Here is a 12,882-nt window from a genome sequence, read left to right on the forward strand (position 1 = left end):
GGTACACAGGGCATATTGGAGTTGTCATGATGAAATCGGGAGTGACCTGCCATGCGGATTGAATCCATACGACTCAAAAATTTTAAATGTTTCCAAAATATCGTCATGAAACAGATCCTGCGTTTTTGTGTCCTGGTCGGGGCCAATGGCACGGGAAAATCAACCCTTTTCAACGTCTTTGGATTTTTGCGGGAGGCCTTTTCCAGCAACATCCACATGGCTTTGGTCAAAATGGGCGGTAATCGGGGATTTCACGAGGTGCGGAGTCGAAATACCAGGGACGATATTGAAATCGAGCTGAAATTTCGCATCGAGGAAGGGGGACCTCTTGTCACCTATTTACTCAGCATCGGTGAACAGAACGGCAGCCCGGTCATCAGTCGGGAGGTCTTGAAATATCGCCGAGGCAACCATGGCCAACCCTGGAATTTTCTTGATTTCAGCCACGGCACCGGTTACGCAGTCACCAATGAATTGGAGAAAGTTTCAGACGTGGGCCAACTCAAGCGGGAGGAAAATCAAAAGCTGAAATCGCCGGATATTCTGGCTATCAAGGGTTTGGCACAATTCGAGCGTTTTCCTGCCGTCATGGCACTTGGCAACCTGATTGAAAATTGGCATGTTTCTGATTTCCATATCAACCGCGCCCGACCGGAGCAGGAGGCCGGTTATGCCGAGCATCTCTCTTCGGAGGGGGAGAATCTCTCCCTGGTGATCCAGTTTCTTTACTCACGTCACCGAGCGATTTTCGAACAAATTCTAGAGAAGCTTTCGCAACGCATTCCAGGCATTTCGCAGGTTGACGCCAAGACGACGGAAGAGGGCCGGGTTTTGCTGCGTTTCAAGGATCAGGCCTTCGCGGACCCTTTTCTTGCACGCCACGTTTCCGACGGCACCATTAAAATGTTGGCATATCTGACGCTCCTCTTCGATCCAAAGCCCCATCCCCTCCTGTGTGTCGAGGAGCCGGAAAACCAGCTTTACCCCACCCTGTTGGCTGAATTGGCTGAAGAGTTTCGCGCTTATGCCAGGCGGGGAGGTCAGGTGTTTGTCTCCACCCACGCCCCTGACTTTCTGAATGCGACGACCCTCGATGAAGTGTTCTGGCTGGCCAAGGAACAGGGATACACCCGTATTCATCGGGCCAGGGATCATGCGCAACTGGCTACTTACATGGCTGACGGAGACAAAATGGGTTATCTTTGGAAACAAGGCTTTTTCGATGGCGTGGAGCCATGAGCATGCACTTGGTCTTTTTCCTGGAAGAACCCTCTGCCAAGGCAATGCTCGAAAGTTTGTTGCCACGGCTCCTTCCCGACTCTGTCACAATGCGTTTTATTGTTTTCGAGGGCGAGCAGGATCTGGAGAAGCAACTTCCCCGAAAACTGCGTGGGTTTTCCTGAAAGGTATCCGGCGCATTCTGAAAGAAGAGGTTACACCATGACAGTCACACCTTGGCGCAACATTGCCGTTCCCCATCAGGATATTCTCAAGGGCACCTTCCAGGAGTCCGAGTTTGCGGCGGATATTTCCCAGGTCTTCCAGAACAAGGCGTCACCGGAATACCAGGATCCGGTACAATTTTTTTCCCGGACCTTCATCACCGAAGGGATGGCGTTGCTGTTGGACAGCGTCCTGCGGCGTCTGGCCGGGCAGGGTGGGGACCCGGTGATCCAACTGCAAACCGCATTCGGTGGTGGCAAAACCCACACCATGCTGGCCGTCTACCATCTGGCCCAGGGCAAAACGCCCGCCAGCAATCTCCATGGCATTCCGCCACTTCTGGACAAAATCGGCGTTACGGAGCTGCAACCGGCCCGGATTGCGGTCATCGACGGCATCAACATGAGTGTTGCCGAACCCAGGATCCATGGCAACAGGACCTGCCATACTCTCTGGGGAGAACTCGCGTGGCAGTTGGGCGGAGCATCCTCTTATGCATTGGTTCAAAGTGCCGATGCAGCAGGCACATCCCCCGACAAGGATACCCTCATCGACATGCTGTCCAGGGCAGCCCCCTGCGTCATACTCATGGACGAACTGGTTGCCTTCTATCGGCAGTTTCAGGAAGGGATGACCTATTCGGCGGGATCCTTCGAGACCAACATGACCTTCATCCAGGCCTTGACCGAGGGGATCAAATCGGTCCCCAGGGCCGTGATGCTGGCCTCCCTGCCGGACTCTACCCATGCAGGCGAAGGACGCGGGCAGATCGTGCTGGTACAGTTGGAAAGCTTTTTTCGGCGGGTTCAAAAGATATGGAAGCCGGTCTCCAAGGATGAAGCCTTCAGCATCGTGCGCCGCCGCCTGTTCGAGCGGATCGAGGATCCGACCGGCATGGAAACAAATTGTCGGGCCTTTGCCGATTTTTACGTGGCCAACAAGATCGATATGCCCGGCGAGACCCAGGGGTCACATTATCTCGACAGAATGCGGCAGGCCTATCCCATCCACCCGGAAATCTTTGATCGCCTTTATGAGGATTGGTCCACGCTGCAAGGGTTCCAGCGGACCCGCGGCGTGCTGCAACTGCTCGCCCAGGTGATCTATCGCCTGTGGAAGGACGGCAACAGCGATCCCATGGTGATGCCTGGTTCCGTGCCTCTTTTCGATGCCATGGTGCGCAACACATGCCTGGATTATCTGCCCCAGGGTTGGGAGCCGGTGATCGATCAGGACATCGATGGCGAAAGATCGAAACCGGCGGACATCGAAGCCGATGAAGCACGCTTCGGCAAAATCCAGGCCGCCCGGCGGGTGACCCGAACCATTTTCCTCGCCTCGGCTCCCGGTGCCACCAGACATCCCATCAGAGGCGTCAAGCAGGAACGCATCCTGCTGGGCGTGGGACGACCCGATCAACACCTGCAACATTACAAGGACGTTCTCAAGCGTTTGGTGGAACGACTCAATTATCTCAACGTCGAGCTTGACGGATACTGGTTCGAACTCATCCCGAATCTCAGGCGGGAGATGGAATCCCGCAAACAGCGCTTCAAGGACAAAGACGATGTGCTGCCGCTCCTGCGGTCGCGAATGGAAGCCATGCTCGGCAAAGGCGGCGGGGCATTGAGCGCCATCCATGTGTTCACGCCAGGCGCGGACATTCCGGATGAATACGGATCAGGACCCCGATTGGTCGTTTTGACGCCATCGGTGAGCCACCACAAAAGCCACAAAGGTCCTGTCAATGCAGCCTTCAACGCCGCCGAAGAGATTCTGCGCAAGCGTGGCGATCAGCCGCGTCACAGACAAAACCGTCTCCTGTTCCTGGCCGCTGGCTACGATGTCATTTCCCAGGTATGGGATCAGGCCCGGAGCTTTCTGGCCTGGGACTCGATTGCCAAGGATATCAAGGATGAACGCATCGTGTTGAATACCCTCCAGGTTCGCCATGCCCAGGGGAAGAGAATCGATGCCGAACTGGTACTGCAACGCATGCTGCGCGAAGCCTATCGTTGGCTGATCAACCCGCATGAAGTGTTCGTGCGCGGCAAGCCCACACTCGAATGGGAAGTGGTCACCCTCTCTCCGAGCGCTCCCAGTCTGAGCAAAGCCATCAAGGATAAAGCCATCGAAGAGGATTGGCTGATCACGGAATGGGCACCGATCCACTTTGAACGCATGCTCCAGCAATGGTACTTCAAGGAAGGTGTGACCGAGGTTTCCGTCCTCAAGGTCTGGCAGGATACCTGCAACTACTCCTATCTGCCCAGGCTGGTCGATATCGACGTTTTCAAGGCAGTCGTGGCGAAAGGAGTGGAGTCACGGGATTTTTTCGGCTATGCGGCAGGCCATGAAGAGGGGCGTTATCCTGGATTCCTTTTTGGAACACCCGGTGCGATCTCACTGGATGAATCCGCCATCCTGATCGAACGGGAAACGGCCAACAAGTATCAAGAAATATTGCATCGGGAACAGGAAGCGGACAGGCAAAATGGCCAGACACGATCAGGACCAGCCGATGACCAACCTGGATCCCCCCCGGCCCAGGGAGAACCTGGACACCCCCCGGCTCAGGGAGAACCTGGACACCCCCCGGCTCAGGGAGAACCCGGACACCTCCCCACCCGGCAGACCATCGCGAAAAAACGCTTTTATGGCACGGTCCATCTCGATCCGATCAAGGCGAAGATGAATTTTGCCACCATCGTGGACGAGGTCATCCAGCCGTTCACAGCCAAACCGGGAGTCAAGGTTGAGATCACGATTGACATTCAAGCCGCAGGACCGAATGGATTCGATGAAGCCCTGCAACGCACCATCCGGGAAAACTGCCATGTCCTGGGATTCGGCACGGCAGAGTTCGAGCAAACCGGACATTGACTCCCATGAAAATTTGCTCCATCGTGACGCTCTTGGATTCAGGAGTGAAACTCTGTAGCGTGGATATTTCCGTGGCATGGTCCGGATATCGGGAGGAAATCTGTGTGGACGACACCTGGTCACTCCGGAAGATCGGCGCGTGCGCCCCACCGGAGATCGCGTCCGCCAAGCCATGTTCAACATGATCCAGGACCGGCTGGCAGGGTGCCGGGTTCTGGATCTGTTCGCCGGCAGCGGCCTGTTGGGTATTGAAGCCCTGAGCCGGGGAGCCACCCTGGCCATATTCGTCGAAAGGGAGCCGGATCTGGTCCGCCTGATTCACAGCAACCTGGAAAAATGTGGCCTGGCAGCCCGGGGCCGGGTGATCCGTGCCTCGGCCACCCAACCACAGACCTATGGTGCCGGGGAAAAACTCGCGGCAGCATCCCGGTTTGACCTGGTCTTCATGGATCCCCCCTACGGGAAGGGACTGGATGTGACTGTCCTCCGGGAAATCGTCTGGCCGGACATTCTCCTGCCCGGTGCGGTGGTCGTGGTCGAACATGCCGCCGAATCCGAACCCCTGCCGGAATGCTCCGGCCTGCGCCTGTGGAAACAACGCCGTTACGGCGGCACCGGCGTCACCCTGTTCCAGTGGGACCCCCCGTCAACAACCAACCCGACAGAATGCACACGATGAAACGGACGGCTGTCTATCCCGGAACCTTCGATCCGGTCACCTTGGGCCATGTGGATGTCATCACCCGTGGGGCGGGATTGTTCGACCGGCTCATTGTGGCGGTGGCCGGTAACTACCACAAAAAAACCCTCTTCACCGAAGAAGAGCGCACGGCACAGATTCGCAACAGTGTCCGGCACCTGCCCAATGTCGAGGTGTGCCAGATGCAGGGCCTGCTGGTGGATTATGCCAACCGGATCGGGGCCACGGTTGTCCTGCGGGGCTTGCGGGCCGTCTCCGATTTCGAGTACGAATTCCAGATGGCCAGCATGAATCGCAAACTGGCCAGCAACGTGGAAACCGTGTTTCTCATGGCCGGCGAGACCACCACCTTCATCTCCTCCCGTCTGGTCAAGGAGATTGCCGTCATGGGTGGCGACGTGCGACCGTTTGTCCCGTCGCATGTCGTACCGGAATTGCTGGCGCGCCTGAAGGCCGTCTCGGGATGATCCGATTTGAAACGAGTCCACATCAAAACCTTCGGCTGCCAAATGAATGCCTACGACTCGTCCCGCATGGCCGACATGCTGGAAAAAGAGTCTGCCTGGCAGGTGGTCGATGAACCACACACCGCCGACCTGATCATTTTCAATACCTGCCATATCCGGGAAAAAGCCGGGGAAAAACTGTTTTCCGAACTGGGCCGCCTGCACAAGAAAGTCGCCGGACGGTCGGTGACCTTTGCCGTGGGCGGCTGTGTCGGACAGGCGGAAGGTGCCACCATTTTCCGGCGTGCCCCGTTCGTCAACCTGGTGTTCGGACCACAAAACTACCACCGCCTGCCCCTCCTCCTGGAACGCCTTGCCCACGGGGAACACCGCATTTGTGACACGGAACCGGGGACGGATTCCAAGTTCGATGCCCTGCCCATGGCCCGGGCTGCCGGTGGTGCCGCAGCCATCACCATCCAGGAAGGGTGTGATCGTTTTTGCGCCTATTGCGTGGTCCCGGCCACCCGGGGTCGCGAATGGAGCCGGGGAGTGGAAGAAATCCTGGCCGAAGTTCGCGATGTCGTGCGCCAGGGGGTGGTGGAAATCGTCCTTCTCGGCCAGAATGTCAATGCCTACCGGGGGCGGGACCGGCAAGGGGTCGAACACGATCTGGCGTTGTTGATCCGCCAGGTGGCCCTGGTGGATGGGGTCGCCCGCCTGCGCTTCGTCACCTCCCACCCGGCAGACATGACCGACGATCTGGTCGAGGTCTTTGCCGACGTGCCCCAATTGTGTCCCTACCTGCATTTGCCCATTCAGAGCGGCTCGGATCGCACCCTGGAACGGATGGGACGCGGCCATACCGTGGCCGACTACCTGGCCTGGATCGATAAACTGCGCCGGAAAGTGCCGAAAATTGCCCTGGCCTCGGATTTTATCGTCGGCTTTCCGGGCGAAAGCGATGCCGATTTTCAGCAGACGCTCGATCTGGTGGACCGGGTGGGATTTGCCCATGCCTACTCGTTCAAGTTTTCTCCCCGGCCCGGCACCGTGGCCGCCACCCTGCCGGACCAGGTCCCGGACAGCATTGCCGCCCGGCGCCTGGAACTGTTGCAAACCCGCCTGGATGCCTGGCAACTCGCCGACAATCAACGCCAGGTCGGACAAGTGGTGGAACTGCTCGTGGAAGGAACCTCCAAACGCCAGACCGGTGAACTGGCCGGTCGCACGGCGGATTTTCGCCGGGTCAACTTTCCGGGACCTCCGGAGTGGATTGGCCGCCTGGTCCAGGTCAAAATCACCGCCGGAATGCCCAATTCACTCAGAGGCCAGCCGGAATTTGAATAACCATCCGCCTGGAAAATGCTCGATGCGCCCAGAGGCAGTCCAGAATTTGCACAATCATGCGCCCGGGAAATTGACCGAACTCGTCACCTTTCCGGACAATCATCTGGCCATCCGCCTGTTTGGCGAGTGCGATGCACATTTGCGTTTACTGGAAGAACGTTTGCAGGTCACCCTCCATCCCCGGGGCAACGCGGTGGCCATCACGGCCCACAGGAGCCAGTTGACAAAGGTGCGGAATTTGTTGCAACAACTCTATACGCTGTTGGAACAGGGAGAAAACGTCGATCAACAGCGCGTGGCGGATGGTGTCCAGGCCCTGGTTGAAGAAGTTCCCCTGACGGAACTTTTTTCGCCGAAAGTGTCCATCCACACGCCACGCATGGTGATCCATCCTCGCAATGCCCGCCAGGCAGCCTACATCGATACCCTGTGGCAGGCCGATCTCACCTTTGCCACCGGACCGGCCGGAACAGGCAAAACCTATCTGGCCGTGGCGGTGGCCGTGCAGGCCTGCCTGGAGGGACAGGCAGCCCGCATTGTCCTGACCCGCCCGGCCGTGGAGGCCGGCGAACGGCTCGGTTTTCTGCCCGGAGACCTCCAGGCCAAGGTGGATCCGTATCTTCGTCCCCTTTACGATGCCCTTTATGATATGCTTGGCTCCGAGAAGGTGGAAAAGATGCTTGATCAAAACCTGCTCGAAATTGCCCCACTGGCCTACATGCGGGGCCGCACCCTTGAGGAGGCGTTCATCATTCTCGACGAAGCCCAGAATACGACCCCCGAGCAAATGAAAATGTTTCTGACCCGTCTGGGACAAGGTTCCAAGGCCGTGGCGTGCGGCGATACCACCCAGATCGATCTGCCATCCGGGCGGGGATCGGGCTTGATCCATGCCATGAACATATTGTCCGGCATCGAAGGCATTGGCATGGCCCACTTTACGGATCGCGATGTGGTACGGCATCCTCTCGTGCGGAGGATTGTCCGGGCCTACGAGGAAGCCGATGGCAAACGGTCGTAAAATCAATGGCCCCAGATCCATTCCCGGCATGACCCCGGCTGGAGGCCATGTCCCGATTGACAAATGGTTCGTCAATTTGATCCGGCTGCGCAACCCCAGATTACGCGCCATCCTGACCTGGCTGCGGGTTTCGCCCATGGTCGATTTCATCCTTTTCGGCGGTCTGGTGGGGCTGCTGACCATGATCTACTCGCCCATGGTGTTCAAACCCCTCTATCTGCCCGAGGTGGGAGAATTTTCCCGGATCGATGTCAAGGCAGACCGGGATATCCTGATCGAGGATACCGGTTCCACCTTGCGGCGGCAGGATGAGGCCGCCCTGACAGTTGCCCCGGTCTATGACTGGGATGACGGCATGATGGATCTGGTCATCAACTATCTGCGGGAATCCTTGACCTGGCTCGGCGAGTCCATGCGTAACGGTCATGGGGCCAATAATGAAGAAACCATCCCCTCCCGCGAACTTTTTTCGCAACGCATGGGAGAGACCATATCGGTCCATGCCTATCGTGCCCTGCTGGCCGCCGCCCAGTTTCCTCCCCCCGTCGCGCCGGTTCATTCTCCTCCCCAACCAGCCCAACCAGCCGCTGATACGGCGACCCATGCTCCCGTGCCCTCCGTCCTGCCCAAACTCATCCCCAGGGAGGTTGCGAAACAAGCCCCTGCCCAAGGCACGGTCTACCCTTCCGAAGATCCAGAAGAGGGTGAAGTCAACATCACTCCCAATCAAAAAAACGACCTGGATCCGGAACGCAAGGAGTTGCCGACCCGCGTGACATCCCAGATCGACCGCAAGGAACCTCCGGCCAAGAGTTCCTCGGCAGCCATGCTTCCTCATCCCTATGCCGATCTGATTCGCATCATCGAAAACTGGCTGGTGCCATTGGCCAATCAGCGGGTGGTCAGCGGTCCGGAGGTGTTGCGGGATCTGGAAAAAGGCCCCTATGTGCGGCGCTCGATATCGCGGGGTACTGAACAAAAATTAAACGATGTCAATGGCCTGACGGATCTTGATGGGATGCGGCAACTGTTGCTGCGCAGTGCTGCGGAAAATCTGGGCGAGTTGCCCAAGGTGTTGCAGGATTGGCTGCTCAACGAAACCCGCGCCCAGATCCGACCCAATTTTGTCTTGAACCTGGCCGAAACCAAACTGCGGCGGCAACGGGCACGGGATTCCGTGGAAAAGGCCTTTTTCCGTGCCCGTCGCGGTGAAATCGTGGTGCGGGAAGGCGAAGTGGTCAGCGAAGGGGCGCGCCGCAAGATCGAAGCCCTCAACCGGGGACATTGGGTCGGGGTGACCCTGTTCCGCTCCATTGGACTCTCCGCAACCCTGGGCCTGTTCCTGTGGCTGGGTCGCTGGTTTTTGCTGCAAACCTCGCCGGCCTTCCCGCGAGACAAAAAAACCCTGTACATCATGGGAACCATTCTGTTCGTGAGTGCCGGGTTGTGCAACCTGACCCTCTATGTCGGGCAGGGATTGGCAGAATTGTTCCACTGGTATCCCACGGTCGTCCTGTATCTGCCACCCGTGGCCCTGGGGGCCATGCTGATCTCCCTGATCATCGGGGCGCGTGCCTCGTTGCCGGGGGGATCGCTCGTCGTGGGAACGCTCCTGGCCTTTCTGTCGTCCATGGCGGCCAATGGTGGTCTGACCCTTTTCATCTATTTTCTCATCGGTTCGATGGTGGGGGCTTTCAGTCTGCGCAGTTGTCGCCGCCGTTTCGATGTGCTGGGAACCGGATTGCGTATCGGTTTTGCCCAGGCCGTGGCCATGCCCCTGGTGGAGGCCGTCTCCGGCAACATGCTCAGTTGGACCTGGTTGAGTGGCATGACCATCGCCATGGCCAGCGGTTTGCTGGTCGGTCTGCTCGGACTTGCCCTGATTCCCATGCTGGAGTGGCTCTTCAACCTGACCACGGATTCCCGTCTCCTGGAACTCGCTTCCGGAGATCACCCCCTGTTGAAGCGCCTCTCCCTGCGCACGCCGGGGACCTATCACCATTCGGTCATGATGGGCAATCTGGCCGAGGCCGCCGCCGAAGCCATCGATGCCAATCCCCTCATGGCCCGGGTCATGGCCCTGTATCATGACATCGGCAAATTGTCGAAACCCCACTATTTCGTCGAAAATCAATCCGGCGAAAACCGCCACGACAATCTGTCGCCCTCCATGTCAGCCAAGATCATCATGTCCCACGTCAAGGATGGCGTGGAAATGGCCCGGGAGTACCATCTGGGCGCACCGATTCTGGAGGCGATCACCACCCATCAGGGCAACTCCCTGCTGCAATATTTTTACAACAAGGCCCTCAAGGATGCCACCCGGCGCGGGGAAGTGGTTCCCGAGTCCGAATACCGTTATCCCGGCCCCAAACCGCAAAGCCGGGAGTCCGGCATCCTCATGCTCGCCGATTCGGTCGAGGCCGCTGCCCGGACCCTGAAAAATCCCTCCCCCTCCAAAATTCAAAACCTTGTGCAGCGGATCGTCAACAACAAGATTGCCGACAAGCAGTTGGACGAGTGCAAATTGACCCTGAGCGAAATTGCCACCATCGAAGAGGCTTTTTGCCGGGTTCTCATCCTGGGCTTTTATCACCATCGAATCGCCTATCCAGACCAGATCAAAAAACCGCCCCCTCCTCCCGGCAATCGGTCGGCGTGATGGCGGCATCTCTCCCCCGCTCCCAACCTTCCCGACCCCGCATCCGCCTGACCCGGGATCATCCGGGATGGACACCTCGGCTGGAAAAAATCATTCGCCAGGCCGTCATCGCCACCCTGAACCACACCGGCGTCACCCGCGAAAAGAAAATTCCGGAAATCAGCTTTTTATTGACGGGAGATGCCGCAATCCAGGATCTGAACCGCACCTGGCGCGGTATCGACAAACCAACCAATGTGCTTTCATTCGCCCTGGAAGATGAGGTCACCGTGGTCCATCCTCCCCGGGTACGTCTGCTGGGAGATGTGGTCCTCGCCTATGAAACCCTGCTCCGGGAAGCCACCGAATACACCATCCCCTTGCCGGATCACCTGCGCCACATGGTGGTCCATGGTGTGCTGCATCTCCTCGGTTATGATCATGAAAAATCTGCGCTTGAAGCCGAACGGCAGGAACGGGTGGAAATGGAAATTCTTGGTGAAATCTGAAATATCGATCGGCATTGGGTGATCTCCTAAATCGCGTCTACTTCGAAGTGTGCAGTTTGGAAAATAAAAGATTTTTATTGGGGCTTCGCCCCAAACCCCACCAGTACTCTGTCCTGGACCTGCCAGGGAGCCAGCCCCCTGGACCCCGTTTTTGAAGAGCCTCCGCCGATGACCGAAAAACCGGATCATCGAGTGAATGGATACTGAAAATCTTGTGTTCTTTCTGTGACATGTGTGGTACGATCAGACATGGACTCTGAAAAATCGGAAAGCTATTTTGTCAGCCTTTATCGGAAGGCATTCAAAGACTACGGAGCCTCGGCTTTGTGGAGCAGTCTCCCCGTGCCTGATCCGACACCGGAGGATGCCCTTGCCATTACCCGCAGCTTGCGAGTTGAGGGTGATTTACAGGCTCGCATGCTGGCCGAGCAGATCGAGCAGGTTTGCCGTGCCACTGTCTGACATTCAGATCGATGTGTTTCGCCTTCTTGCCTCACATCGCGACCCGGAGAGTTATGTTGCCGGAAGTTCGCCTTTGAATGTGTGCAACCCCCGTTTTTCTGGTGACATCGATCTTTTCCACGACCGCGAAGAACGGGTGGCCCGTGCCTATGAACAGGATAGTGCCTTGTTGCGTGCGCAGGGTTTTGATTTACAAGATTTACGACGAGAGCCAACCTTTTACGCTGTTCTTGTTCGGCGTGGCAATGAGGTGACAAAGCTTGAATGGGTGGTTGACAGCGACTTTCGCTTTTTTCCGACTGTGCGTGATGAAATTTTTGGATACGTTTTACACCCGATCGACCTTGCCATCAACAAGGCGAGTGCGGCAGCAGGTCGCAGGGAACCGCGTGATGTGGTGGATCTGGTGACGATCCATGAACAAGTGTTGCCCCTGGGTGCGGTTTTTCTTGCTGCGGCGGGGAAGTTTGTCGGTTTTACTCCTGAAGGCATTATTAATGAAATAAAGCGTCTCGCCCGTTATACCAGGGCCGACTTTCAGCGCATCGCCAGTGATCCACCAGTTGATCCAGCCGCCATCATGATGAAGTTGAGAATGGCCATGGATGAGGCCGAGGCCTTTGTCATGCAGATGCCGACCGACAAGGTTGGGCTGTTGTTCATGAAGGGCGGGGCGATTGTACAACCTGATCCGGAACGTTTGACTGACTATCAGACTCACGCAGGCCAACGACGCGGACAATGGCCAAGCAGCCCAGAAATCGCCTCGGCCATGTTCAAGCGTTATCTGGCTGGTCCACGTGTTGGCTGGGATGCCCCTTGAGCAGGTTCGAACTGACACCCAGGCAAAAGGAGGTGGTTGAGCATGGCGAGGGACCGCTCGTCGTGGTGGCTGGTCCCGGTTCCGGAAAAACCCGGGTATTGACCGAACGGGTGCGCCGACTCTTGACCGAAGTTCCCGGTCATTTTGGCATTCTTGCCCTGACCTTTACCAACAAGGCGGCCCATGAAATGGCTGATCGCCTGGCCGACCTGGGAGAAAAACGCCATCGGGCCACGATCAGCACGATGCACGGTTTTTGTCTGGAAATGCTGCGCGGCCGTGGCAAACCCGTCGGCGTGACCGGAGAACCACAAATATTTGAAGCCACAAAAGACCGCAAACAAATACTCCTCGAAGCGGCCATGGACGACCCACTGCTTGCCCAGGAACTGGATCATCGAACAGAAGATCGTTCCAAAGTTTTAGATCACTGGTTGAATGGCATTGCCTTCGTCAAAATGCATCCGCTGACACAGCCTGGATTGGAAGACCCCCTTGCCCGGCAGATCGTGGAAGCCTATGACGCCAGACTTCGAGCCTGCGGAGCTTATCCCATCTTCGCAGCTTTTCCCATTTTTCGAGCTGCTTTTGAGATGATTTCAAG

General features: G+C 57.3%; 12 protein-coding genes. All 12 read left to right on the top strand.

Features of this window, described 5'->3' with window-relative positions; translation table 11 throughout:
- Positions 1–51: 51 nt before the first annotated feature.
- Positions 52–1,239, top strand: a complete 1,188-nt coding sequence (locus tag HQL65_17675; GenBank protein MBF0138064.1) for an AAA family ATPase — start codon at positions 52–54, stop codon at positions 1,237–1,239.
- Complete coding sequence (locus HQL65_17680) at positions 1,236–1,403, top strand: hypothetical protein (GenBank protein MBF0138065.1); 168 nt, start codon at positions 1,236–1,238, stop codon at positions 1,401–1,403. Before HQL65_17675 ends, HQL65_17680 begins: the two co-directional genes overlap by 4 nt.
- 37 nt (positions 1,404–1,440) lie before the next feature.
- The gene (locus HQL65_17685) at positions 1,441–4,326 is read left to right on the top strand and encodes a DUF499 domain-containing protein (GenBank protein ID MBF0138066.1); all 2,886 of its coding nucleotides are present in this window, start codon (positions 1,441–1,443) and stop codon (positions 4,324–4,326) included.
- A gap of 76 nt (positions 4,327–4,402) precedes the next feature.
- On the top strand, positions 4,403–5,005 hold the full coding sequence (gene rsmD / locus HQL65_17690; GenBank protein MBF0138067.1) for a 16S rRNA (guanine(966)-N(2))-methyltransferase RsmD: 603 nt from the start codon (positions 4,403–4,405) through the stop codon (positions 5,003–5,005).
- Positions 5,002–5,493, top strand: a complete 492-nt coding sequence (gene coaD / locus HQL65_17695; protein MBF0138068.1) for a pantetheine-phosphate adenylyltransferase — start codon at positions 5,002–5,004, stop codon at positions 5,491–5,493. Before rsmD ends, coaD begins: the two co-directional genes overlap by 4 nt.
- Positions 5,494–5,499: 6 nt before the next feature.
- Positions 5,500–6,822, top strand: a complete 1,323-nt coding sequence (miaB, locus tag HQL65_17700) for a tRNA (N6-isopentenyl adenosine(37)-C2)-methylthiotransferase MiaB (protein ID MBF0138069.1) — start codon at positions 5,500–5,502, stop codon at positions 6,820–6,822.
- Positions 6,823–6,844: 22 nt separating this feature from the next.
- Complete coding sequence (locus tag HQL65_17705; GenBank protein MBF0138070.1) at positions 6,845–7,843, top strand: PhoH family protein; 999 nt, start codon at positions 6,845–6,847, stop codon at positions 7,841–7,843.
- The gene (locus HQL65_17710) at positions 7,827–10,505 is read left to right on the top strand and encodes an HDIG domain-containing protein (GenBank protein MBF0138071.1); all 2,679 of its coding nucleotides are present in this window, start codon (positions 7,827–7,829) and stop codon (positions 10,503–10,505) included. The genes HQL65_17705 and HQL65_17710 overlap by 17 nt, the downstream gene beginning before the upstream one ends.
- Positions 10,505–10,993: an rRNA maturation RNase YbeY gene (ybeY, locus tag HQL65_17715; GenBank protein MBF0138072.1), complete on the top strand. Its 489-nt coding sequence runs from the start codon at positions 10,505–10,507 to the stop codon at positions 10,991–10,993. The genes HQL65_17710 and ybeY overlap by 1 nt, the downstream gene beginning before the upstream one ends.
- Positions 10,994–11,242: 249 nt before the next feature.
- Complete coding sequence (locus HQL65_17720) at positions 11,243–11,455, top strand: hypothetical protein (protein ID MBF0138073.1); 213 nt, start codon at positions 11,243–11,245, stop codon at positions 11,453–11,455.
- A 73-nt stretch (positions 11,456–11,528) separates the two neighbouring features.
- Positions 11,529–12,278 (top strand): hypothetical protein, encoded by a 750-nt coding sequence (locus HQL65_17725; protein MBF0138074.1) that lies wholly within the window; start codon positions 11,529–11,531, stop codon positions 12,276–12,278.
- Positions 12,197–12,882: UvrD-helicase domain-containing protein (locus HQL65_17730; GenBank protein ID MBF0138075.1), on the top strand; the 686-nt coding region annotated here is incomplete at its 3' end. The genes HQL65_17725 and HQL65_17730, both read left to right, overlap by 82 nt.

Source organism: Magnetococcales bacterium, assembly GCA_015228935.1.
Lineage (GTDB): Bacteria > Pseudomonadota > Magnetococcia > Magnetococcales > DC0425bin3 > HA3dbin3.

Bases quoted from the DNA above. Each gene is read 5' to 3' on its own strand.
- HQL65_17675 (MBF0138064.1), top strand. From the start codon at position 52: ATGCGGATTGAATCCATACGACTCAAAAATTTTAAATGTTTCCAAAAT.
- HQL65_17680 (MBF0138065.1), top strand. From the start codon at position 1,236: ATGAGCATGCACTTGGTCTTTTTCCTGGAAGAACCCTCTGCCAAGGCA.
- HQL65_17685 (MBF0138066.1), top strand. From the start codon at position 1,441: ATGACAGTCACACCTTGGCGCAACATTGCCGTTCCCCATCAGGATATT.
- rsmD (MBF0138067.1), top strand. From the start codon at position 4,403: ATGGTCCGGATATCGGGAGGAAATCTGTGTGGACGACACCTGGTCACT.
- coaD (MBF0138068.1), top strand. From the start codon at position 5,002: ATGAAACGGACGGCTGTCTATCCCGGAACCTTCGATCCGGTCACCTTG.
- HQL65_17705 (MBF0138070.1), top strand. From the start codon at position 6,845: ATGCGCCCAGAGGCAGTCCAGAATTTGCACAATCATGCGCCCGGGAAA.
- HQL65_17710 (MBF0138071.1), top strand. From the start codon at position 7,827: ATGGCAAACGGTCGTAAAATCAATGGCCCCAGATCCATTCCCGGCATG.
- ybeY (MBF0138072.1), top strand. From the start codon at position 10,505: ATGGCGGCATCTCTCCCCCGCTCCCAACCTTCCCGACCCCGCATCCGC.
- HQL65_17720 (MBF0138073.1), top strand. From the start codon at position 11,243: ATGGACTCTGAAAAATCGGAAAGCTATTTTGTCAGCCTTTATCGGAAG.